General features: G+C 44.7%; 15 protein-coding genes, 10 tRNA genes and 1 pseudogene. 23 read left to right on the top strand and 3 right to left on the bottom strand.

All coding sequences use genetic code 11. The features are described 5' to 3' along the window. The first annotated feature begins 13 nt into the window (after nt 1–13). The 10 genes from AC4HAN_RS08980 (at nt 14) to AC4HAN_RS08935 (ending at nt 973) form a co-directional block, all read left to right on the top strand. Nucleotides 14–87 (top strand) — tRNA-Ile (locus tag AC4HAN_RS08980). Nucleotides 88–95: 8 nt separating this feature from the next. Beyond that, nucleotides 96–167, top strand: a tRNA-Glu gene (locus tag AC4HAN_RS08975). A gap of 8 nt (nt 168–175) precedes the next feature. Next, a tRNA-Ser gene (locus AC4HAN_RS08970) sits at nt 176–265 on the top strand. 108 nt (nt 266–373) lie between these two features. Continuing rightward, nucleotides 374–447: transfer RNA gene (locus AC4HAN_RS08965), tRNA-Met, on the top strand. 7 nt (nt 448–454) lie between these two features. Next, nucleotides 455–527 (top strand) — tRNA-Phe (locus tag AC4HAN_RS08960). A 16-nt stretch (nt 528–543) separates the two neighbouring features. Beyond that, nucleotides 544–624: transfer RNA gene (locus AC4HAN_RS08955), tRNA-Tyr, on the top strand. Nucleotides 625–630: 6 nt separating this feature from the next. After that, nucleotides 631–701: transfer RNA gene (locus tag AC4HAN_RS08950), tRNA-Trp, on the top strand. Between the two features lie 14 nt (nt 702–715). Then, nucleotides 716–788: transfer RNA gene (locus AC4HAN_RS08945), tRNA-His, on the top strand. A gap of 14 nt (nt 789–802) precedes the next feature. After that, nucleotides 803–874: transfer RNA gene (locus AC4HAN_RS08940), tRNA-Gln, on the top strand. Between the two features lie 15 nt (nt 875–889). Next, a tRNA-Leu gene (locus AC4HAN_RS08935) sits at nt 890–973 on the top strand. Nucleotides 974–1042: 69 nt separating this feature from the next. On the opposite strand, the pseudogene AC4HAN_RS08930 reads toward AC4HAN_RS08935, so the two are convergent. Beyond that, nucleotides 1043–1189: pseudogene (locus tag AC4HAN_RS08930) on the bottom strand (site-specific integrase); the annotation flags it as partial. Nucleotides 1190–1320: 131 nt separating this feature from the next. On the opposite strand from AC4HAN_RS08930, the gene AC4HAN_RS08925 reads away from it, so the two are divergent. From AC4HAN_RS08925 to lplA, 7 genes are all read left to right on the top strand, one after another. Further along, nucleotides 1321–5715: a PolC-type DNA polymerase III gene (locus AC4HAN_RS08925; RefSeq protein WP_491092210.1), complete on the top strand. Its 4395-nt coding sequence runs from the start codon at nt 1321–1323 to the stop codon at nt 5713–5715. Nucleotides 5716–5895: 180 nt separating this feature from the next. Continuing rightward, entirely contained in the window at nt 5896–6324 is a 429-nt protein-coding gene (locus AC4HAN_RS08920) for a MarR family winged helix-turn-helix transcriptional regulator (RefSeq protein ID WP_491092209.1), read from the top strand. Between the two features lie 306 nt (nt 6325–6630). Continuing rightward, complete coding sequence (locus AC4HAN_RS08915; RefSeq protein WP_491092208.1) at nt 6631–7599, top strand: thiamine pyrophosphate-dependent dehydrogenase E1 component subunit alpha; 969 nt, start codon at nt 6631–6633, stop codon at nt 7597–7599. Between the two features lie 120 nt (nt 7600–7719). Next, on the top strand, nt 7720–8721 hold the full coding sequence (locus AC4HAN_RS08910) for an alpha-ketoacid dehydrogenase subunit beta (protein WP_491092207.1): 1002 nt from the start codon (nt 7720–7722) through the stop codon (nt 8719–8721). Nucleotides 8722–8969: 248 nt separating this feature from the next. Continuing rightward, a complete protein-coding gene (locus AC4HAN_RS08905; RefSeq protein WP_491092206.1) occupies nt 8970–10334 on the top strand; it encodes a dihydrolipoamide acetyltransferase in 1365 nt (454 codons plus the stop codon). Nucleotides 10335–10402: 68 nt separating this feature from the next. Further along, complete coding sequence (gene lpdA, locus AC4HAN_RS08900; RefSeq protein ID WP_491092205.1) at nt 10403–12142, top strand: dihydrolipoyl dehydrogenase; 1740 nt, start codon at nt 10403–10405, stop codon at nt 12140–12142. A 95-nt stretch (nt 12143–12237) separates the two neighbouring features. After that, the gene (gene lplA / locus AC4HAN_RS08895) at nt 12238–13227 is read left to right on the top strand and encodes a lipoate--protein ligase (RefSeq protein ID WP_491092204.1); all 990 of its coding nucleotides are present in this window, start codon (nt 12238–12240) and stop codon (nt 13225–13227) included. Between the two features lie 119 nt (nt 13228–13346). On the opposite strand, the gene def is transcribed toward lplA, so the two are convergent. Together def and AC4HAN_RS08885 are read right to left on the bottom strand one after the other, a co-directional pair. Continuing rightward, a complete protein-coding gene (gene def / locus AC4HAN_RS08890) occupies nt 13347–13961 on the bottom strand; it encodes a peptide deformylase (protein WP_491092203.1) in 615 nt (204 codons plus the stop codon). A gap of 73 nt (nt 13962–14034) precedes the next feature. Next, on the bottom strand, nt 14035–14682 hold the full coding sequence (locus AC4HAN_RS08885) for a cyclic nucleotide-binding domain-containing protein (RefSeq protein ID WP_491092202.1): 648 nt from the start codon (nt 14680–14682) through the stop codon (nt 14035–14037). Between the two features lie 95 nt (nt 14683–14777). On the opposite strand from AC4HAN_RS08885, the gene AC4HAN_RS08880 reads away from it, so the two are divergent. The 6 genes from AC4HAN_RS08880 (at nt 14778) to cysE (ending at nt 23375) form a co-directional block, all read left to right on the top strand. Then, nucleotides 14778–15953: an MFS transporter gene (locus AC4HAN_RS08880; RefSeq protein WP_491092201.1), complete on the top strand. Its 1176-nt coding sequence runs from the start codon at nt 14778–14780 to the stop codon at nt 15951–15953. Between the two features lie 190 nt (nt 15954–16143). Then, the gene (gene adhE / locus AC4HAN_RS08875; protein WP_491092200.1) at nt 16144–18813 is read left to right on the top strand and encodes a bifunctional acetaldehyde-CoA/alcohol dehydrogenase; all 2670 of its coding nucleotides are present in this window, start codon (nt 16144–16146) and stop codon (nt 18811–18813) included. Between the two features lie 268 nt (nt 18814–19081). Next, entirely contained in the window at nt 19082–19351 is a 270-nt protein-coding gene (gene rpsO / locus AC4HAN_RS08870; RefSeq protein ID WP_491092199.1) for a 30S ribosomal protein S15, read from the top strand. 460 nt (nt 19352–19811) lie between these two features. Next, complete coding sequence (gene pnp, locus AC4HAN_RS08865; protein WP_491092198.1) at nt 19812–22004, top strand: polyribonucleotide nucleotidyltransferase; 2193 nt, start codon at nt 19812–19814, stop codon at nt 22002–22004. Then, on the top strand, nt 21994–22734 hold the full coding sequence (locus AC4HAN_RS08860; protein WP_491092197.1) for an SseB family protein: 741 nt from the start codon (nt 21994–21996) through the stop codon (nt 22732–22734). The genes pnp and AC4HAN_RS08860 overlap by 11 nt, the downstream gene beginning before the upstream one ends. Nucleotides 22735–22751: 17 nt before the next feature. Continuing rightward, entirely contained in the window at nt 22752–23375 is a 624-nt protein-coding gene (cysE, locus tag AC4HAN_RS08855; protein ID WP_491092196.1) for a serine O-acetyltransferase, read from the top strand. Nucleotides 23376–23390: the final 15 nt, after the last annotated feature.

Raw genomic sequence — 23390 nt, 5'->3', positions numbered from 1 at the left:
CAAGCAGTAGCTTGGGCGCGTAGCTCAGCTGGTTAGAGCGCACGCCTGATAAGCGTGAGGTCGGTGGTTCGAGTCCACTCGTGCCCATAGAGAATGGTCCGTTGGTCAAGGGGTTAAGACACCGCCTTTTCACGGCGGTAACACGGGTTCGAATCCCGTACGGACTATTTATTTTGGAGGATTACCCAAGTCCGGCTGAAGGGAACGGTCTTGAAAACCGTCAGGCGTGTAAAAGCGTGCGTGGGTTCGAATCCCACATCCTCCTTGAGATAAGAGGACGTTAAGAAATCCGGATAAACTGGACAAGCGTGACTAATGCGCAGGGAAGGTATTTTTTTACAGGATTTTAGTCTGATTATAGTTATTATATTATCGCGGGATGGAGCAGTTAGGTAGCTCGTCGGGCTCATAACCCGAAGGTCGTAGGTTCAAATCCTGCTCCCGCAATAAGTCAGGCTCGGTAGCTCAGTTGGTAGAGCAATGGATTGAAGCTCCATGTGTCGGCGGTTCGATTCCGTCCCGCGCCATAGCATATAATTTTTAGGAAGGGTAGCGAAGAGGCTAAACGCGGCGGACTGTAAATCCGCTCCTTCGGGTTCGGGGGTTCGAATCCCTCCCCTTCCATACCTTACGGGCATAGTTTAAAGGTAGAACTAAGGTCTCCAAAACCTTCAGTGTGGGTTCAATTCCTACTGCCCGTGTTAATAGTATTTTGGCGGGTGTGGTGAAGTGGTTAACACACCAGATTGTGGCTCTGGCATGCGTGGGTTCGATCCCCATCACTCGCCTTTATTATTGTTATTGGGGTATAGCCAAGCGGTAAGGCAAGGGACTTTGACTCCCTCATGCGCTGGTTCGAATCCAGCTACCCCAGTTCTTACTTATACTAGCCGGCGTGGCGGAATTGGCAGACGCGCTGGACTCAAAATCCAGTGTCCTCACGGACGTGCCGGTTCGACCCCGGCCGCCGGTATAGTTTAAAGCCTTCAAACCATTGTTTGAAGGCTTTTTTCTTTATTTTGGTCAACTTTCATGTTTTAGTTCAAATGCTGTAAAAAACTTCTCGCTTAATTATTTCTTCTTCTGCCTTTTCTGCAGCTAAATACCCATAAGTTTCAGTGATTTGCTTAATATCTTTATGCCCCATCAATTTGGCAACTGCCCAAATATCAATGCTCATCTCCAGAAGATGGTGTTAGTTGCTGTATTTAGTCCTTGTCTGTTCACAGTGCACAGAGCTTACAATGGAAGTTTTGACTTTTGTCTCGTCAATAGTTTCGAATTATGATAAAATAGAGCTAGTAATTGTGAGGAATTGATATGTCAGAAATGTTTAAAAAACTGATGGATCAGATTGAAATGCCGCTTGAAATGAAAACTTCAAGGGCTTTTTCATCTGCCGATATTGTGGAAGTGAAAGTCTGGCCTGAGAGCCGTGTTTGGGATTTTCGCTTTTCTTTTGATGCCATCTTACCGATTGATTTTTATCGGGAATTATCGAGCCGTTTGGTTTCCAGTTTTGAAAAAGCTGATATTAAGGCTGTTTTTGACATTGAGGTGAATCAGCCTGACTTTTCTGATGAACTCCTGCAAGCTTATTATCAAGAAGCTTTTGAGCTGCCTTCTTGCAACAGTGCCAGCTTTAAGAGTTCTTTTTCTCATTTAAAAGTTTCTTATGATGGGAATAAGGTTCTAATTGCAGCACCGCAATTTGTTAATAATGATCATTTCCGCCAAAATCATCTGCCTAAATTGGAACAGCAGTTCGAGCGCTTTGGCTTTGGGCAGCTGAAATTTGATATTGTTTCTGATCAGGCAATGACGCAAGAGCTCAAAACTCATTTTGAGTCTTCCCGAGAGCAGCAAATCCAAAAGGCCAGTCAAGAAGCTATACAGGTGCAGAAATCACTGGAAGCCTCCATGCCGCCTGCTGAGGAAGCGCCTAAACCTGCTTATGATTTTAAAGAACGGGTTAAGGAGCGGCAAAGAGCCTTTGAAAAGGCAGATATTACGCCTATGGCTGACATTGAAACAGAAGAAAACCGCATTACCTTTGAGGGAATGGTTTTTGATGTTGAACGCAAGACAACAAGAACCGGCCGTCATATTATTAATTTTAAAATGACGGACTATACTTCCAGCTTCCCTATGCAAAAATGGGTGAAAGATGATGAAGAGCTCAAAAAATACGACATAATTACCAAGGGGTCTTGGCTGCGGGTACGCGGGAACATTGAGAATAATCCCTTTACAAAGGCCTTGACCATGAATGTGCAGAATGTCAAAACGATTGTTCATCAGGAACGCAAGGACTTGATGCCTGAGGGGGAAAAGCGTGTTGAATTTCACGCTCATACCAATATGTCAACAATGGATGCTTTGCCTACCGTTGAACAGCTGGTGGCCAAGGCGGCTCAGTTCGGGCATCCGGCAGTAGCGATTACTGACCATGCGAATGTGCAGAGCTTTCCCCATGGCTATCACGCGGGCAAAAAGAATGGTATCAAGGTGCTGTTTGGATTGGAGGCAAATCTTGTCGAAGACCGCGTGCCTATCACCTATAATGAAATTGATCTGGACATGAACGAGGCGACCTATGTTGTTTTTGACGTGGAAACAACAGGCCTTTCAGCTGTTAATAACGATTTGATTCAAATTGCTGCATCGAAGATGTACAAGGGAAATATTGTTGAGCAGTTTGATGAATTTATTGACCCGGGCTATCCTATAAGCCAGTTCACGACTGATCTGACAGGTATTACTGACCAGCATGTTAAAGGAGCAAAACCGCTTTTGCAGGTTTTACAAGAGTTTCAGGCCTTTTGCCAGGGAACGGTTTTAGTGGCCCACAATGCAACCTTTGACGTTGGCTTTATGAATGCAAATTATGAGCGAAATGGTCTGCCTATAATCACACAGCCTGTTATTGATACCTTAGAATTTGCCCGCAATCTTTATCCAGAATACAAGCGCCATGGCTTGGGACCTTTAACGAAACGGTTTCAGGTATCTTTGGAGCATCACCACATGGCCAATTATGATGCGGAAGCAACAGGCCGCCTGCTGTTTATCTTTCTTAGGGAAGCAAGAGAAAAACATGGTGTTACCAATCTTTTAGACTTGAACACTAAAATTGTTGATGATGATTCTTACAAGAAAGCCCGGGTTAAACATGCGACTATTTATGTGCTCAATCAAAAAGGTCTGAAAAATCTTTTTAAACTGGTCAGTCTGTCGAACGTCACTTACTTTGCCGGTGTGGCCAGAATACCAAGAACGGTACTTGATGAGTACCGCGACGGGCTTTTACTGGGGACGGCCTGCGCAGACGGTGAAGTTTTTGATGCTGTTTTATCAAATGGGATTGATGCAGCTGTTGAAGCTGCCAAGTACTATGATTTTATCGAGGTTATGCCGCCTGCCCTCTATAAGCCCCTGCTGGCTCGCGAATTGGTCAAAGATGAAGCAGGCCTTGAGCAGATTATCAAGGATCTGATTGAAGTTGGACGGCGTTTGGACAAGCCGGTTCTGGCAACAGGTGATGTTCATTATCTGGAGCCGGAAGATGGGATTTACCGTGAGATTATCGTCAGAAGTCTGGGACAGGGAGCGGTGATTAACCGGCCCATCGGCCGCGGCGAAAATGCCCAGCCGGCTCCCTTGCCTGAGGCGCATTTTCGAACGACAAATGAAATGCTGGATGATTTTGCCTTCTTAGGAGAAGACTTGGCACGCGAGATTGTGATCAAAAATCCCAATGCAATGGCAGAGCGCTTTGAAGATGTTGAGGTTGTTAAAGGAGATCTTTATACACCTTTTATCGAAAATGCCGAAGAAAAGGTTGCTGAGATGACCTATGAAAAGGCCTTTGAAATCTATGGCAATCCTCTGCCTGACATTATTGATCTGCGCATCGAAAAAGAACTGACCTCTATTCTAGGGAATGGCTTTGCGGTGATTTACTTAGCTTCGCAGATGTTGGTTGAACGCTCTAACCAACGCGGCTACTTGGTTGGCTCGCGCGGCTCTGTCGGCTCCAGTTTTGTAGCCACCATGATCGGGATTACAGAAGTTAATCCGATGCCGCCTCATTATATTTGCCCTAATTGCAAGCATTCCGAATTTATTACCGACGGCTCTGTCGGCTCCGGCTATGACCTGCCTGATAAGAATTGCCCTGAGTGCGGTCACAAATATCAAAAAGACGGACAGGATATTCCTTTTGAAACCTTCTTAGGCTTTGATGGGGATAAGGTTCCCGATATCGATCTAAACTTTTCAGGAGATGACCAGCCGAGCGCTCACTTGGATGTCCGCGATATTTTTGGAGAAGAATATGCCTTTCGTGCAGGTACTGTAGGTACTGTCGCGGACAGAACAGCCTACGGTTTTGTCAAAGGCTATGAGAGGGACTACGGCAAATTTTACCGGGATGCTGAGGTAGACCGTTTGGCGCAGGGATCAGCCGGTGTGAAGCGGACAACCGGTCAGCATCCGGGAGGTATTGTTGTTATCCCTAATTACATGGATGTCTATGATTTTACACCTGTTCAGTATCCGGCTGATGATTTGACTGCTGAATGGCAGACGACCCACTTTAACTTCCATGATATTGATGAAAATGTCCTGAAGCTTGATGTTCTCGGGCATGATGACCCGACGATGATTCGAAAACTGCAGGATTTGTCTGGAATTAATCCCAAAGAGATTCCGGCTGATGATCCGGATGTCATGAAACTTTTCTCAGGGACAGATGTTCTGGGAGTCACTGAGGAACAGATTGGAACATCGACGGGAATGCTTGGGATTCCCGAGTTTGGAACCAACTTTGTCCGCGGTATGGTTGATGAAACGCACCCGACGACATTTGCCGAACTTCTGCAGCTCTCAGGTCTTTCTCACGGAACGGACGTCTGGCTGGGAAATGCTCAGGATCTGATTAAGCAAGGCATTGCTACTTTGTCAACGGTTATCGGCTGCCGTGACGATATCATGGTTTATCTGATGCACGCCGGCTTAGAGCCGAAGATGGCTTTTACCATCATGGAGCGTGTGCGTAAGGGTGCTTGGCTGAAAATTTCCGAAGAAGAGCGCAACGGCTATATTGCAGCGATGCGTGAAAATAATGTCCCTGACTGGTACATTGAATCCTGCGGAAAGATTAAGTACATGTTCCCTAAGGCCCATGCAGCGGCTTACGTTTTGATGGCTCTGCGTGTTGCTTATTTCAAAGTCCACTATCCTATTTATTACTATTGTGCGTACTTCTCTATTCGTGCCAAGGCCTTTGAACTCAAAACTATGAGTGCCGGTCTTAATGCTGTTAAGGCGCGCATGGCTGATATTAGCCAGAAAAGGCGCAACAATGAAGCTTCCAATGTTGAAATTGATCTTTTTACAACTCTGGAAATTGTCAATGAAATGCTGGAGCGCGGCTTTAAATTTGGACAGCTGGATTTGTACCGAAGTGATGCTACTGAATTCCTCATTGACGGAGATACGTTGATACCGCCCTTTGTAGCTTTAGAAGGCTTGGGCGAAAACGTTGCCAGACAGATTGTTAAAGCACGCAGTGAGGGAGAGTTTCTTTCTAAAACCGAGCTGCGCAGGCGCGGTGGTCTGTCTTCTACCTTAGTTGAAAAGATGAGTGATATGGGTATTCTTGGCAATATGCCTGAAGACAATCAATTATCACTTTTTGACGATATTTTCTAATATTTTATAAACCGGAATAAAAATATTTCGGTTTTTTTGTTTTAGACAGCTGAATTTCATGAACAAGGTATTTTCTGAGAGAATGAAAGAGAGAGTGAGTAAAAGCAGAAAATCCTTCTTGCTAATAATACTAATTATTAGTAAAATAAAAAGACATACTTGGCACAGAAAGGGAGTTGTATGGGTGAGTTAGATAAGAATCCTGCAGTCAAGGCCATGGTTGTTTTTCGAAAGGCGATGCGGACAATTGATGCCCAAGTTGCTCCTAGTTATAAGGATAATGGCTTGACACCAACACAGTTTGCAGTTTTGGATGTTTTGCATGCCAAAGGAGAAATGACAATCAGCCGCTTGATTTCTTCTATACTGGCAACGTCTGGCAATATGACGGTCGTTATTAAAAATATGGAACGCAATGGCTGGATTTACCGTAAGCCTGATCCAAAAGACAGGCGCGCGTGGGTTGTTGGACTGACTGAGGATGGCAGGCAGCTGATTCAGAAGGCTCTGCCTGAACATATTGCTCTGGTAGAGCGATCCTTTTCGGTCATGACCAAGGAGGAACAGCTGATTTTAATTGATCTGCTGAAAAAATTTAAAAATCTCTAAGAAAAGCAGCCGCTATGAAGCGGATAATTGTTCTTCATTACTACTATTTAGTGATAAATTGAGCTTTATAGAAATTCTGTGTCAAAGAAAATTCTATTCATTGTCGCTTCGTGTAAACTGCCCTTAGCAAAGAATACAGAAACAGTGCTGAAAGCAGTGTCTTGAAAGGCTTTGTAAAGTTTGTGAAATAAATAATTAAGAACACAGAAAAACCATTGTTTTAGGCGTAGAAAGCGGTTAAAATTCTTGCAGTTTGTGAAATTTTAGTCTATGATAGAAGAGTAAGAAAGAAATTTGGAGGTTATTATGGTGACTTTGTCTAAAGAGCAATATTTGGATATGTTTCTAAAAATGCAGCGCATCCGCGATGTTGATATGAAACTTAATAAACTTGTACGCCGCGGTTTTGTCCAAGGGATGACTCACTTTTCAGTCGGAGAAGAGGCTGCTTCGGTCGGCGCTATTGCCGATCTGACAGATCAGGATATTATCTTTTCCAATCACCGCGGACATGGTCAGACGATTGCCAAAGGAATTGATATTCCTTCGCTTTTTGCAGAGCTGGCCGGCAAGGCAACAGGCTCTTCTAAAGGCCGCGGAGGTTCAATGCACTTAGCCAACCTTGAAAAAGGCAACTACGGAACTAATGGGATTGTCGGCGGCGGCTATGCTTTGGCAGTCGGTGCAGCCTTGACCCAGCAGTATGAAGAAACAGGCAATATCGTGATTGCCTTTTCAGGTGATTCTGCAACCAATGAAGGTTCCTTTCATGAATCTGTCAATCTGGCTTCAGTCTGGAATCTGCCGGTGATTTTCTTTATCATCAACAACCGTTACGGGATCTCAACTGATATTAATTATTCCACTAAGATTCCCCACCTTTACCTGCGTGCAGATGCTTATGGTATTCCGGGCTATTATGTTGAAGACGGAAACGACGTTATTGCTGTTTATGAAAAGATGCACGAAGTCATTGACTACGTTCGCTCCGGCAATGGCCCGGCTATCGTTGAAGTTGAGTCTTACCGCTGGTTCGGGCACTCGACAGCTGATGCCGGTGCTTACCGTACCAAAGAAGAAGTGGACGCTTGGAAGGCTAAGGATCCTCTGAAAAAATACCGTACTTATCTGACAGACAATAAAATTGCTACCGATGAAGAGCTCGATGCCATTGAGGCAGAGGTCGCTGAAGAAATTGAAGAAGCTGTCAAGTTTGCCCAAGACAGCCCGGATCCGGACCTTTCAGTTGCTTTTGAAGATGTCTGGGTAGATTAAGCGATCTTGTCAAAAACAGTCTGAGAACTGTAGCAGTTGATAGGCAGGGCAGTGTTTTTGCCCCTTTTGCTCTGTAGTTGGAAAAGAGCAGTTTATGTTTTGATAGAGGAGAGAATTTAAATGACTGAAACAAAAGTAATGGCTTTGCGTGAAGCGATTAACCTTGCCATGAGCGAGGAGATGCGCAAAGACGATAAAATTTTTCTGATGGGAGAAGATGTCGGTGTTTACGGCGGGGACTTCGGTACTTCTGTCGGTATGCTGGCTGAGTTTGGAGAAAAGCGTGTTAAAGACACCCCGATTTCAGAAGCTGCGATTGCAGGCTCCGCGGTCGGTGCGGCCCAGACAGGTCTTCGCCCTATTGTAGATTTGACCTTCATGGATTTTATCACGATTGCTATGGATGCCATTGTCAATCAAGGGGCTAAGGCCAATTATATGTTTGGCGGCGGTCTGAAAACGCCTGTCACTTTCCGTGTGGCTTCAGGATCAGGAATCGGATCAGCAGCTCAGCACTCACAGTCTCTGGAAGCTTGGCTGACACATATTCCGGGAATCAAAGTAGTTGCACCGGGAACGGTCGATGACAGCAAAGCTTTGTTAAAATCATCTATTCGCGATAACAATATCGTTATTTTCATGGAACCCAAGGCGCTTTATGGTAAAAAAGAAGAAGTCAATTTGGATCCTGATTTCTATATTCCGCTTGGCAAGGGAGATATAAAACGTGAAGGAAGCGATGTTACCATTGTATCTTACGGCCGTATGCTGGAACGCGTACTGCAGGCAGCAGAAGAGGTTGCAGCTGAAGGAATCAGTGTTGAAGTAGTAGATCCCAGAACGTTAATTCCGCTTGATAAAGATTTGATTATTAATTCTGTCAAAAAGACCGGTAAAGTTATCTTGGTCAACGATGCTTATAAGACAGGCGGTTTTATTGGCGAAATTGCAACTGTCATTACTGAAAGCGAAGCCTTTGACTATCTGGATGCACCAATTGTCCGCCTTGCTTCAGAAGATGTGCCGGTTCCGTATTCCAATGTTCTTGAAAATGCGATTTTACCGGATGTAGAAAAAATTAAGACAGCTATTTACAAGCAGGTTCGCAAAGGCAGAGGCTGATAATAATATGATTCAGAAAAGAAGAATAAGAGCAGGTGACTGCCTTATTCTTGTCTAAATGCCAAAATCTGTTTGACTGTCGGGAGTGATTCAGTTCACTGCCGGCACTAATTATAAGACTGCCGCAATGCTTTACCTGAATAAGACGCAGAAGTCTTGAAATTGCGCAGTTTATACATGTAAAAGCAATAAAATAAGAATTGGAACAGCTCTGTTCCAATCTCGATTTTATAAAGGAAGGGAAAGAAATGGCAGTTGAAATCATTATGCCAAAGCTCGGTGTTGACATGCAGGAAGGCGAAATCATCGAGTGGAAAAAACAAGAAGGCGATGAGGTCAAAGAAGGAGATATCCTTCTTGAAATCATGTCTGATAAGACAAATATGGAAATCGAAGCGGAAGACTCAGGCGTATTGGTAAAAATCGTCAAAGGCAACGGCGAAGTCGTTCCGGTAACAGAAGTCATCGGCTACATCGGTGCGGCTGGTGAAACGATTGATGTTGAGGAAACAGCTGCTCAGCCGGCTCCGGATAAAGCCGCAGTTCAGACAGCCGCTCAGACGGCTTTAAGTCAAGCGGCTGCTCCCAGCAGTAAAAAAGTGCGGGCAACTCCTGCAGCACGCAAGACGGCGCGTGAGCTGAAGGTTGATCTCAGTGAGGTCCCGGGTACGGGTGAAAATGGCCGAGTTCATAAAGACGATGTTGAAGCCTTTAAGGCTGCTCAGCCTAAGGCAACACCGCTGGCTCGTAAAATAGCTGAAGACAAGGGAATAGACCTTGCTGACATAACAGCGACCGGCTTTGGCGGGAAGATCGTCAAGGAAGATGTTTTGGCAGCTCTTAAGGCCAGTCAGCCAGCCGAAGAGACAGCGGCTGTTTCTGAAGCTCCTGCAGCGGCTGAGCTGCCGGAAGGTGTTGAAATTATTAAGATGTCAGCTATGCGTAAGGCTGTTGCCAAAAGCATGGTTAATTCTTATCTGACGGCACCGACTTTCACCCTCAATTATGATATTGATATGACAGAAATGATTGCTCTGCGGAAAAAACTGATTGAGCCTATCATGGAAAAAACCGGTTTGAAAGTCAGCTTTACGGATCTCATCGGTATGGCAGTTGTTAAAACGCTGATGAAACCTGAACACCGCTATCTCAATGCTTCTTTGATTAACGATGCGACAGAAATTGAACTGCATCAATTTGTTAATTTAGGAGTTGCCGTAGGCCTTGATGAGGGGCTTCTTGTGCCAGTTGTTCACGGTGCTGATCAGATGAGTCTGTCAGAATTTGTTGTGGCATCAAAAAATATCATCAAAAAAGCGCAGACCGGTAAATTAAAAGCGGCTGAAATGTCCGGTTCAACATTCTCAATCACTAACTTAGGAATGTTTGGCACCAAGACCTTCAATCCGATTATCAATCAGCCGAACTCAGCTATTCTGGGTGTCGGTGCGACGGTTCCAACGCCGACAGTTGTCGACGGTGAAATTGCTGTGCGGCCGATTATGGCTTTGTGCCTGACTATTGACCACCGTCTTGTTGATGGCATGAACGGAGCCAAGTTCATGGTTGATTTGAAAAAATTGATGGAAAATCCATTTGAGCTGCTTATCTAATAGTTGTAAAATGGTAAGTACAAACAGGTAAACGATCTTATTATTATAGAGTTTAAAAGGAGAAAAAAATGGCAGTTGAAATCATTATGCCAAAGCTCGGTGTTGACATGCAGGAAGGCGAAATCATCGAGTGGAAAAAACAAGAAGGCGATGAGGTCAAAGAAGGGGATATCCTTCTTGAAATCATGTCTGATAAGACAAATATGGAAATCGAAGCGGAAGACTCAGGCGTATTGGTAAAAATCGTCAAAGGCAACGGCGAAGTCGTTCCGGTGACTGAAGTCATCGGCTACATCGGTGCGGCTGGTGAAGTAGTGGAAACGGGAGCAGCTCCGGCAGCTTCTGCTGACGATCTAAAGGCAGCCGGTCTCGAAGTTCCTGAAGCTCCGGCTGAACAGGCTGTTGCTCAAAGGGCACCGCTGGCTGATGATGAGTATGATATTATTGTTGTCGGCGGCGGCCCTGCCGGTTATTATGCAGCTATTCGCGGTGCTCAGCTTGGAGGCAAGGTAGCTATCGTTGAAAAATCAGAGTTCGGCGGAGTCTGCCTCAATAAAGGCTGTATCCCAACTAAGACTTATCTGAAAAATGCTGAAATTTTGGACGGTATTAAGATTGCGGCCGGCCGCGGTATCAATTTTGCCTCAACCAACTATACGATTGATATGGATAAGACTGTGGATTTCAAAAACACAGTTGTCAAAACCTTAACCAGCGGAGTTAATGGTTTGCTGAGAGCTAATAAAGTTGCTATTTTCAACGGTCTTGGACAAGTTAATCCGGATAAAACAGTGACAATCGGTTCTGAAACGATCAAAGGCCATAATATTATTTTAGCAACCGGCTCCAAAGTGTCGCGCATCAATATTCCGGGCATTGATTCACCGCTTGTTTTGACTTCAGATGATATTCTTGATCTGCGTGAAATTCCTAAATCTCTCGCTGTCATGGGCGGCGGTGTTGTCGGTATTGAGCTTGGACTTGTCTGGGCATCATACGGTGTTGACGTTACTGTTATTGAAATGGCTGACCGCATTATTCCTGCCATGGATAAGGAAGTTTCTCTTGAGCTGCAAAAAATCTTGGCTAAGAAGGGCATGACCATTAAAACGTCGGTCGGTGTGGAAGAAATTGTTGAAGCCAATAACCAACTGACGCTGAAACTAAATAACGGCGAAGAAGTTGTGGCTGAAAAAGCGCTGCTGTCAATCGGACGTGTGCCGCAAATGAAGGGCCTTGAAAAGCTTGATCTTGAAATGGAACGCGGACGCATTAAAGTGGATGACTACCAAGAAACGTCTATTCCCGGAATCTATGCTCCCGGAGATGTTAACGGCACTAAGATGCTGGCCCACGCCGCTTACCGCATGGGAGAAGTAGCTGCTGAAAATGCCCTGCACGGCAACACTCGCAAGGCCAATCTTGCCTTTACACCGGCAGCAGTTTATACTCATCCAGAGGTAGCTATGTGCGGTATTACCGAAGAAGATGCGCGGGCTAAATATGGTGATGTGCTGATTGGGAAATCAAGCTTTGCAGGTAACGGCCGTGCTATCGCATCAAACGAAGCTCAGGGATTTGTTAAGGTCATTGCCGATGCTAAATACCATGAAATTCTAGGCGTTCACATCATTGGTCCGGCTGCAGCAGAATTGATTAACGAAGCATCAACCATCATGGAAAATGAGCTGACAGTCGATGAAGTGGTTCAATCCATCCATGGCCATCCGACCTTCTCAGAAAACATGTATGAAGCCTTTGCCGATGTTTTGGGCGAAGCTGTTCACAATCCGCCAAAACGCCGCTGATTATTGAGACATTTAAATGATATCTGATGGGGATAGATGAAATAGAAGTTAGTCTAGTACAGCTATCCCCTTTTAAATAATTTTTGGGAGAAACAATGAAGTATATTGTCAGTCATTCGAATAACCCGGCTTTTAATATTGCTTTAGAAGCTTATGCTTTTAGGGAAATGCTGGATGAAGATGAAATTTTCATTCTTTGGATTAATGAGCCGACGATTGTTATCGGCAAGCACCAGAATGCTATTGAAGAGATTAACAAGGAATACACCGATGCTCACGGTATTCATGTTGTTCGCCGTTTATCGGGCGGCGGAGCTGTCTATCATGACCTTAACAATCTCAATTATACGATTATTTCAAATAAGGCAGATGAAGGAGCTTTTGATTTCAAGACTTTTTCAAAACCTGTTATTGATACTCTGGCCAAATTAGGGGTAAAAGCTGAATTTACCGGCCGCAATGACCTTGAAATTGACGGGAAAAAATTCTGCGGTAATGCTCAGGCTTATTACAAAGGGCGAATGATGCATCACGGCTGCCTGATGTTTGATGTTGATACGTCTGTTTTAGCAGATGCCCTTAAAGTAAGCAAGGATAAGATTGAATCTAAAGGCATCAAATCTGTCCGAGCTCGGGTGACAAATATTAATGATGAGCTGCCTCAGAAAATGGATGTGCTGGCTTTCCGCGATGCCCTTCTTGAACAAGTCAAAGAAGAAAATCCGGATATGACAGAGTATGAATTTTCAGAAGCTGAGCTGGAGCGCATCAAGGAGTCTGAAAAAGAGCAGTTCGGCAACTGGGATTGGATTTACGGGGCAGCGCCGGAATATACGATTAAGCGCAGTGTCCGCTATCCTGCCGGAAAAATTACCGCCTACGCCAATGTTGAGAAATCTTTGATTAAATCTATCAAAATTTACGGAGATTTCTTTGGGATCGGTGATGTCTCAGATATTGAGAAGCTCCTAGTCGGCAGCCGCTATGAGTATAAAGATGTCTTAGAGAGGCTCAAAACGATTGATATCAGCAAATACTTCAGCCGCATGACAACGGAAGAAGTTGCCAAAGCGATTGTGGCTTAATTGAGCAGTCTTTTTAGAGATATGGTGACTATACAGTCTCAGCAGTTTTAATAACAGCTAAAAAGAGAGCGAAACAGTAATTGTTTCGTTCTCTTTTACGATTAGATGGTGTTCTTGTCTCAGTCAATAAGCAGCAGATTTTCCTTAGTTTCAAAAGGATTCTTTTCATTGATATGGTCATAAAACATGATACCGTTGGTATGATCAATTTCATGCTGCACGACAATTGAGTTAAAGCCTTTGAGCTTAATTTTCTGTTTGTTGCCGTCTTTATCATAATACTCAATAGTAACACGGGAATGGCGAATCACATAGCCTTCGACAACACGGTCAACTGACAGGCAGCCCTCACCGTCAGCCAGAGCAGCATCCTGAACAGAGTGGGCGATAATCCGAGGATTATACATCACTTCTTCCAAAGCGTAAGGCTCTTTGGGAGGATTGCCGTCCTTATCTTCAGGGTTGGGAACGAGAACTGCGATAATGCGCTTTGAAATATCCAGCTGGGGCGCTGCCAAGCCGACACCGCCGCGCAGCCCCATTTTTTCAGCAGTTGCAGGATCTTGTGAGTTTTTCAGAAACTGCAGCATTTTTTCACCCAGAATAATGTCCTCATCGGCTAAAGGGAAAGTAACATCTTGGGCAACAGCGCGAAGAGTTGGATTGCCTTCGCGGATAATATCATCCATATCAATCAAATGACTGGCTCGAGTGAGTTTTTCTATAGTAGACATTCTTTTCTCCTTGTTCTTACAATAAGTTAAATATAGCACAAAATACGGGATAAATAAAGTTAGAAGAATTCCTTTATTCCTTGATTTGCCACCGGCTCAGCTGCTTAGAATCAACAATATGATAATAAGGTTTTTGCCTGCAGATCAGTCCTAAGGCAATAAATTCTCCAATGACACGCAGCAAATGGCGGTAGCTGACACCGAATGAATCTGCCAGAGTGCTTAATTCCAAGCGGAACCTGCCATCTTTTTGCACAGCTAAAATATGGCTGGCCAGGCGCTCCTTAACGGTATAGGAAAGGTTAGTTGAGGCACGGATATTCTGCTGGTAAAGAGCCTGAGCCAGACCCTGTCCTAATTTCAGCAGGAACAGCGGGTCTTTAAGCAGCATGTCCTTATTGGCTTCAAGCGGCAGCTGGATGACCCAGGACTTCTCAAGGGCGATAACAGAAGACACGGTCTGCTGGTCTGTCAAAAACTCAATATCGCCGATAATGGTAGGCTTATCCTGAATATCTAAGATATGCTCTTTACCGTTAAAGAGACGGCGGACAATCTTGATTTTCCCTTGGACAAAATAAGACAGGGCCTGTAAATCTTGCCCCTGCTGACAGATGCTCTCTCCGGCAGAAAATGATTTGACCTGCAGCTTTTCAAAATAATGGGCAGGAAAAATATTTTCCAGCTGGAACTCTTGAATCCAATCGGTTAAGGCTTTCACGCTTTGTTCTCCCTATTTATGACATATGTCATATTTTTCTTTGCTAAGTTTGATTATACTCTATTTACAAGAAAAAACAAGTTTAAGGAGTTTTCATGAAACACTTTTTGGAAAAGGCCAGCCTTTTATCACTGTCTTTAATGCTGGTGTCGACTTTTGCGGTCGCCCCCGCCCTGCCTAAAATGGTGGCTTTTTACCAAGAACAAGGCTACAGCAGCGCTCAGGTCGAATTGCTTTTATCCCTGTCATCTTTTGCTATTTTAGCGACTCTGCTGCTAAACCCTTGGCTGGGCCGCCTGCTGTCAGAGCGTTTGAGTGTTATTTTAGGGCTGTCTCTTCTTTCTCTGGGAGGTATTTTACCGGTTGCCATCCAAATTTACGGAGTTGTCTTTCTATCCCGTCTGCTTCTGGGATTTGGGATTGGCTTGATCAATGCGCGTGCCATTAATATTATCAGTGAACGGTTTTCGGGGAAAACGCGCGTACAGATGCTGGGACTCAGAGGTTCCATGGAAGTTTTGGGATCAGCAGTTCTGACCTTTTTAGCCGGTCAGCTGCTGGAGTATTCGTGGTCAGCTGCCTTTTTGGTTTATGGTTTTGGCCTGCTCATTTTAGCTTTATATCTCTTGTTTGTCCCGCAGAGAGAGGAAGAGAAAGAAACAACAGTCATCAGGAAAGATCACAAGGACAGCTTGACACCGCATCAGCTGCTCTATATTTTAGGAATGGCTTTTTATGCCAGCTTTGTCATTTTGGTGAATTCCGCCAATACCCTGCGTATTCCGATTTTGGTTGATAAGCTGCATTTAGGAACAGCTGCCCAAGCCAGTTTGATTTTAAGTTTGATGATGCTGATGGGAATTTTAGCGGGAACTCTGTTTAGTTTTTTACTCAGCTGGCTCAAAGATTATTTGATGCCTTTGGTGCTTTTCGTGTTAGGAGTGGGTCTCTTGATGCTTTGGCAGGCTCAGCAGTTATGGCTTTTGGGACTTGGGGCCTTGATTACCGGTTTTGTTTACAGTTTAGGTGTGACCTTGGTGTTCCATAAAATTTCAGAACGCATTCCTCGCCATCAGCTGACAGCAGCAACTACACTGGTGCTGATTGGCTGCAACCTTGGCGGAGGCTGTGCTTCGTTTGTTCTGCAGTTCTTGGCGCAAATCAGTCCGTGTTTGAATGCTGCCTTTTTAATCTTTGCTGTTTCAAGTTTTGCTTTGGGCTTTGTCCTTCTGACATATAATAAAGTTTGGTCTAAACGCTCCGGAAACTGATTCCGGGGCTTTTTAGCAGGCTTCGAAAAGAGCAAAATAAAAATTTTTAAAAAATTTGAGAAAAAATTCACAAAAAAGCTTGCTTTTTTTCCTGAAAAGGATTACAATAACAAGTGAAGAAAATCACAAAAGGTATCTTTCTTCTTTATTACTATTTACCAACTATTATTTATTTGGGAGGAATTGTCGAATGGCAAAAAAAGCAAACACAGAAGAGCTGACTGCTGAAGAAGCTGCACAGCAGTACACAAATTCACTCGTTGAAAAAGCGCTTGAAGCTGAAAAAATTTATGCGACTTATACACAAGAAAAGGTGGATAAAATAGTTGCTGCCATGGCACTTGCCGGTTCTGAAGCGTCCTTAGAATTAGCCAAAGAAGCTTATGAAGAAACCGGCCGCGGAGTTGTCGAAGATAAAGATACTAAGAATCACTTTGCAACAGAATATGTTTATGAACGCATTAAAAATGAAAAGACTGTTGGGATTATCGGTGAAGACAAAGTTGCCGGCAGTATTCAAATTGCAGCACCGCTTGGTGTTTTGGCCGGTATTGTGCCAACAACCAATCCAACATCAACTACAATGTTCAAAATCCTGGTGGCATTGAAAACACGTAACGCTATCGTGTTTGCTTTCCATCCGGCAGCGCAAAAATGTTCTGCTCATGCTGCTCAAATCTTGTACGATGCAGCAGTTAAAGCCGGAGCTCCTGAAAATATTGTTCAATGGATTGAAACACCATCTATCGCAAATACAGGTGCTTTGATTTCTAATAAAGGCATTGCTTCAATCCTTGCTACCGGCGGACCTGGTATGGTTAATGCAGCCCTTAAATCCGGTAATCCGTCAATGGGTGTTGGTGCAGGTAACGGTGCGGTTTACGTTGATGCGACTGCTCACCTTGACCGTGCAGTTGAAGACCTTCTGCTGTCAAAACGTTTTGACAACGGTATGATTTGTGCGACTGAAAACTCAGCTGTTGTTGAAGCACCAATCTACAAGGAATGGCTTCAAAAAATGCAGGACAAAGGAGCTTATCTGGTTCCGAAAAAAGACTATAAGAAATTTGAAGATTTTGTTTTCAATGATAACCACGGAGTTAACGGACCGGTTGCCGGAATGTCCGCTCAGTGGATCTGTGAGCAAGCCGGTGTGAAACTGCCGGAAGGCAAAGATGTTCTCTTGTTCGAACTTGACAAGAAAAATATCGGTGAAAAGCTGTCTTCAGAAAAACTTTCTCCGCTCCTTTCAGTTTACAAAGCCAAAGACCGTCAAGATGGTATTGACATTGTAGCCGCTTTGCTTGATTATCAAGGAGCCGGTCACAACTGTGCTATCCAAATTGGTTCACAAGCTGACCCATTCGTTGCTGAATACGGCGATGCCCTTAACTCATCTCGTGTCTTGGTTAACCAACCGGACTCAGTCGGCGGTATCGGTGACGTTTATACAGATGCATTGCAGGCCAGCTTAACACTTGGAACAGGATCATGGGGGAAAAATTCATTGTCACACAATTTATCTACTGGCGACCTCTTGAACGTGAAAACTGTTGCGAAACGCCGCAACCGTCCTCAATGGATTCGTTTGCCAGAAAAAACTTACTACGAAAAGAACGCTATTTCTTACTTGCAGGATGAATACGAACCAATGAAGCGTGCTCTCATCGTTGCTGACCCGGGTATGGTTCAATTCGGCTTCGTTGATACGGTTTATGCACAGTTGGCTCTTCGTGATGAAAAAGTTGTGACATCGCTTTACGGTACGATCAAACCAGATCCGACACTTGGTCAAACTATTGAAATCGCTATACAAATGCGTGACTTCAAGCCTGATACCGTTATTGCTATCGGTGGTGGTTCTGCTATTGACGCATCTAAGATTGCCCGCTTGATTTACGAAGTATCTCTTGATAAAGAAGACACTTGGCTCGATTCTTACGAAAATGTCAGTGAATTCTTCCTTGAATTGCAACAAAAATTCATCGATATCCGCAAACGTATCGTGAAATTCAAACATCAAACAGTTACTCGTCTCTTCTGTATTCCGACAACTTCTGGTACAGGTGCTGAAGTGACACCGTTCGCCGTTATCACTGATGATTTCACACACGTGAAGTACCCACTTGCTGACTATGAATTGGTACCGCAAGTGGCTATCGTTGACCCAGAATTTGTAATGACTGTGCCAAAACGTACAGCAGCTTGGTCAGGTCTTGATGCTTTGTCACACGCCCTTGAATCTTATGTGTCAGTTATGGCATCTGACTTCACTCGTCCATGGTCACTTGAAGCGATCAAATTGATTATTGAAAACTTGGAAGATGCTTACAACTACGATCCTAAGAACCCAACGCTTCGCGGCGAACAAGCTAAAGAAAATATGCACTATGCATCAACTATCGCAGGTATGGCCTTCGGTAATGCCTTCCTTGGTATCAACCACTCACTGGCACACAAAACCGGCGGTGAATTCGGTCTTCCTCACGGTTTAGCAATCTCCATTGCTATGCAGCATGTTATTCGCTACAACGGCGTTGCAGGAAATGTAAAACGTTCTGTTTACCCACGTTATGAAGAATACCGTGCACAGCGTGACTATGCCGATATTGCCCGGGCTCTCGGTCTTAAAGGCAAAGATGATGCAGAACTTGTTGAAGCACTCTGCGCACGCATTGACAAATTGATGCATGCTGTCGGTGTTGAACCAAAACTGTCAGCCAACGGGGTTACTAAGAAAGCCTTTGATGCAGCAGTTGATCGTTTGGCAAGCCTGGCTTATGATGACCAATGTACGCCAGCTAACCCGCGTCAGCCATACATTGCAGAACTCAAACAACTCTTGATTGATATGTTCTAAGCTTTCTCCATAGTTTGCAGTCAGGGTCCGCTTCGGCGGGCCTTTTTTCCAGGGTAAAAAGGCTGCTAAGGCTGATGAGAGCACGCCTGAAAAATTGATTGCTGTGAAATCATGATTTTTTGCTCTATCTCTATCAAGGAAAATCAGTTGACGGTGGCCTGCTAATTTGCTAAAATAAGAACTGTCTTAAAGACAAGTAACCTTTTCTTGGTTCTGGGACTTGCCAAAACCCAGCACTCGGATTAAGGATTCAGAAGGAGAATATATTATGGCAATCTCAAAAGAGAAAAAAAATGAAATTATTGCTCAGTATGCCCGTCATGAAGGCGACACAGGAAGTGTTGAAGTTCAGGTTGCAGTCCTTACTTGGGAAATTAACCATTTGAACGACCACATCAAACAGCATAAAAAAGACCATGCTACATACCGTGGCTTGATGAAGAAAATCGGTCATCGCCGTAACCTCTTGGCTTACCTTCGCCGTACAGATGTTAACCGTTACCGTGATCTCATCAGTTCACTCGGACTTCGCCGCTAAGATAAAAGGCATCCGAAAGCAATGTAAAAGCAGTCTGCTGAATGTTATATTCAGCGGGCTGCTTTTTGCTTCTTTTCATACTGCAGGCGAGCGCTGGCGGACAAGGACATGTGGATGCAAATACTCCAACTTTGCGGAGCTTGCTTTGGGGATTGCAGGACAGTTGCGGCTTTAACCAAAAAGCAAAGAACGGATGGTTTTCTGACCTAAAGCCATCAAAAGCCGTTTCTCCTCTTTTTCTTTTCATCGAAAATATGTTAAAATAGACGAGATACGTGGTTTTGTGCAAAGTTGAAGCAGTAAGTTCGGCCTGGTTTCAAGGCTGATTACAAGGCGGCTGAGTGATTTAAGCGGCAGGCTTTGTCAGCTGCGGGAAATAAAACAGCCTGCTCACCGTTTAACTGGACTTACTCCCTCAATTTTGTGGAAAACACGTAGAATAATTTTTCAGGAGAAAATAATGTCGAAACAAGTGTTTGAAACAGTCTTTGCTGGTAAAAAGTTAGTGGTTGAAATCGGTCAGGTCGCTAAACAGGCTAATGGCGCAGCTGTTATCCGTTATGGGAATTCAACGGTCCTTACAGCTGCTGTTATGTCTAAAAAAATGTCAACAGGGGACTTTTTCCCGCTGCAAGTCAACTATGAAGAAAAAATGTATGCGGCTGGGAAAATCCCCGGCGGTTTTAACAAGCGCGAAGGGCGTCCGTCAACGGATGCGACCTTAACCGCCCGTCTTATTGACCGTCCGATCCGCCCCATGTTTGCTGAAGGTTTCCGCAATGAAATTCAGGTGATCAATACTGTTCTTTCCTATGATGAAGATGCCAGTGCGCCAATGGCAGCTATGTTTGGCTCTTCACTGGCACTTTCTATTTCGGACATTCCCTTTAATGGACCGATTGCCGGAGTGCAGGTAGCCTACATTGACGGCGAATTTATCATCAATCCAACGGCTGCTCAAAAAGAAGCTTCACTGCTGGAATTAACAGTAGCAGGAACCAAGGAAGCCATCAACATGGTTGAATCCGGTGCCAAAGAATTGTCAGAAGATATCATGCTGGAAGCGCTTCTTAAAGGTCATGAGGCTGTGCGTGAGCTGATTGCTTTCCAAGAAGAAATCGCAGCGGCAGTCGGCAAAGAAAAGGCAGAAGTCGAACTGCTTCAGGTGGACAGCGATTTACAGGCTGAGATTATCGCAAAATACAATACAGAGTTAGCCCAAGCGGTTCAGGTCGAGGAGAAAAAAGCGCGTGAAGCAGCTACTGAAGCTGTCAAAGAGCGTGTAACGGCTGAATACGAAGAGCGCTGTGCAGAAGATGATGACTACGACCGCATCATGCGTGATGTTGCAGAGATTCTCGAACAGATGGAACATGCAGAAGTGCGCCGACTCATCACCGAAGACAAGGTTCGTCCGGACGGCCGCCGTGTGGATGAAATTCGTCCGCTTGATGCCGAAATTGATTTTCTGCCGCAAGTGCACGGTTCAGGTCTGTTCACACGCGGTCAGACTCAGGCTCTGTCCGTTTTGACACTGGCTCCGATGGGCGAAACACAAATTGTTGACGGTCTTGATCCGGAATATAAGAAGCGCTTTATGCACCATTACAATTTCCCGCAGTATTCTGTCGGTGAAACTGGGCGTTATGGCGCACCGGGCCGCCGTGAAATCGGTCACGGAGCTTTGGGTGAGCGTGCCCTTGCTCAGGTACTCCCAAGTCTGGAAGAGTTTCCTTATGCTATTCGTTTGGTAGCAGAAGTTTTAGAGTCAAATGGCTCTTCTTCTCAAGCCTCCATCTGTGCGGGAACTCTGGCCTTGATGGCTGGCGGTGTTCCAATCAAGGCACCGGTTGCCGGAATTGCTATGGGACTGATTTCAGACGGTACTAACTATACTGTCTTAACTGATATTCAGGGGCTCGAAGATCACTTCGGTGACATGGACTTCAAGGTTGCCGGTACCCGTGAAGGGATTACAGCCTTGCAGATGGATATCAAAATTGCCGGAATAACCCCTCAGATTTTGCAGGAAGCTCTGGCTCAGGCTAAAAAAGCCCGCTTTGAAATTCTTGACTTAATTGAAGCAACCATTCCTGAGCCTCGTCCGGAATTGGCTCCGACAGCACCCAAAATTGACACCATCAAGATTGATGTGGATAAAATCAAGATTGTCATCGGTAAAGGCGGTGAAACGATTGATAAAATCATCGAAGAAACCGGCGTGAAAATTGACATTGACGACGACGGCAATGTCGCTATTTACTCCAGCGATCAAGACGCGATCAACCGTGCTAAGGAAATTATCAAGAACTTAGTGCGTGAAGCCAAGGTCGGTGAGGTTTACGAAGCCAAGGTTGTCCGCATTGAAAAATTCGGAGCCTTTGTCAATCTGTTTGACCAGACGGATGCCCTTGTTCATATATCTGAGATTGCTTGGAGCCGAACCAATAAGGTCGAAGATGTGCTGGCGATAGGAGATACGGTCACCGTTAAGGTTATCAAAATTGACGACAAAGGACGGGTGGATGCTTCGATGAAAGCTCTTCTTCCGCGGCCGCCAAAATCAGAAAAAACCTCCGGGCACCATAAGTCTGAGGGGCATCGCCATCCTAGAAAAGACCATAAGGATAAAGAAGAAACACATGATGCATAAATTTAACAAAGAACTTGATATGGCTCTAAGAAGCTTTATTAAGGAACCTGATAATTTTTTAAACAGTTTAACGCTCGTTAACAGTCTCCATTCTTTCCCTGTATTGGCGAGTGATCAGCCCTATGCCATCTCGCTTGAAGGGCAGAAAGTGACGCCTGTTTTTACTGATATGGAAGATCTAAAGCTGTTTCGGGCGCAGCAGACCAGTGCCAGAAAACAAAACTGGGTGGAGCGCCCGAGCCTTGAGGTTTTAGAAGAGGCCATTGTCAACCGTTTAAACGGTATTGTCTATAACATTAAGCGCACAGGCGATTTTGGCAATTCTACCATCTTCAAAAGCAATGAGATGGTGCAGTTTATCAATAACTATACGGCCATTCTTAATACCGTTTTCAGTGAAGAGAACCAAGCGGCAGATATTTTGGATAAATATTATCTGGTGCCGGCTTTTATTCACCCTAAAGAAAACGGTGACTTTGATAAGGGCTTTCCGACCATGTCCAATCCTGACGGAGAAAGCTATGTGCCGATTTTTTCTAACCTGCCTAGCTTTGTTAAATGGTATCATGACAAGGAATTCGGTCTTCCTTTCAGGGAAGCACAGGGAGTTGTCATGACTTGGAAGGTAGCTGATATTCAGGATTCAAACACCGAGGCATCAGCTCTGGGTGTGGTCATTAATCCATTTGATGATAAGCAGATTGTTGTCGAATGGTCTGGCATGGATTAGAGACAAAGGAGACGGATATGGGTTGGTGGAAAGAAACCATTGATATTGTCAAAGAAAAAGATCCGGCGGCACGGACATCGCTTGAGGTTCTTTTGACCTACCCGGGTGTTAAGGCCTTAGCTGCTCACCGGCTCTCTCATTTCTTATGGAAACATCACATGAAATTGTTGGCACGGATGCACAGCCAGTTCTGGCGCTTTTGGACGCAGATTGAGATTCACCCAGGGGCAGAAGTGGCTGAGGGTGTCTTTATTGACCACGGTTCAGGTCTGGTCATTGGTGAAACGGCTGTTGTTGAAAAAGGCGTTATGCTCTATCACGGGGTGACCCTTGGCGGCACGGGTAAGGATGTCGGCAAACGCCATCCAACGGTCCGTGAGGGAGCTCTTATATCTGCTCATGCTCAAGTGATCGGTCCGGTTGAAATCGGCAAAAATGCGAAGGTAGGTGCTGCTGCCGTTGTTGTTTCTGATGTGCCGTCAGATGTAACAGTTGTCGGCGTTCCGGCTAAGGTCGTCCGCGTACATGGCAAAAAAGACGAGCTGGTTATTCATCAAATTGAAGAAGAGCGTGAGTCTAAATACTACACTTCTAAACTGGAAGAACTGCGCGAGGCCAGTCTGCACTCATCACGCTTATAGGAATAGGGCTTTCAT

Source organism: Streptococcus sp. ELY_86 (assembly GCF_058314495.1).
Note: the sequence above shows the minus strand (reverse complement) of the source record. Positions and strands in the feature narration are given on the sequence as shown.

Bases quoted from the DNA above. Each gene is read 5' to 3' on its own strand.
- AC4HAN_RS08925 (WP_491092210.1), top strand. From the start codon at position 1,321: ATGTCAGAAATGTTTAAAAAACTGATGGATCAGATTGAAATGCCGCTT.
- AC4HAN_RS08920 (WP_491092209.1), top strand. From the start codon at position 5,896: ATGGGTGAGTTAGATAAGAATCCTGCAGTCAAGGCCATGGTTGTTTTT.
- AC4HAN_RS08915 (WP_491092208.1), top strand. From the start codon at position 6,631: ATGGTGACTTTGTCTAAAGAGCAATATTTGGATATGTTTCTAAAAATG.
- AC4HAN_RS08910 (WP_491092207.1), top strand. From the start codon at position 7,720: ATGACTGAAACAAAAGTAATGGCTTTGCGTGAAGCGATTAACCTTGCC.
- AC4HAN_RS08905 (WP_491092206.1), top strand. From the start codon at position 8,970: ATGGCAGTTGAAATCATTATGCCAAAGCTCGGTGTTGACATGCAGGAA.
- lpdA (WP_491092205.1), top strand. From the start codon at position 10,403: ATGGCAGTTGAAATCATTATGCCAAAGCTCGGTGTTGACATGCAGGAA.
- lplA (WP_491092204.1), top strand. From the start codon at position 12,238: ATGAAGTATATTGTCAGTCATTCGAATAACCCGGCTTTTAATATTGCT.
- def (WP_491092203.1), bottom strand. From the start codon at position 13,961: ATGTCTACTATAGAAAAACTCACTCGAGCCAGTCATTTGATTGATATG.
- AC4HAN_RS08880 (WP_491092201.1), top strand. From the start codon at position 14,778: ATGAAACACTTTTTGGAAAAGGCCAGCCTTTTATCACTGTCTTTAATG.
- adhE (WP_491092200.1), top strand. From the start codon at position 16,144: ATGGCAAAAAAAGCAAACACAGAAGAGCTGACTGCTGAAGAAGCTGCA.
- rpsO (WP_491092199.1), top strand. From the start codon at position 19,082: ATGGCAATCTCAAAAGAGAAAAAAAATGAAATTATTGCTCAGTATGCC.
- pnp (WP_491092198.1), top strand. From the start codon at position 19,812: ATGTCGAAACAAGTGTTTGAAACAGTCTTTGCTGGTAAAAAGTTAGTG.
- AC4HAN_RS08860 (WP_491092197.1), top strand. From the start codon at position 21,994: ATGATGCATAAATTTAACAAAGAACTTGATATGGCTCTAAGAAGCTTT.
- cysE (WP_491092196.1), top strand. From the start codon at position 22,752: ATGGGTTGGTGGAAAGAAACCATTGATATTGTCAAAGAAAAAGATCCG.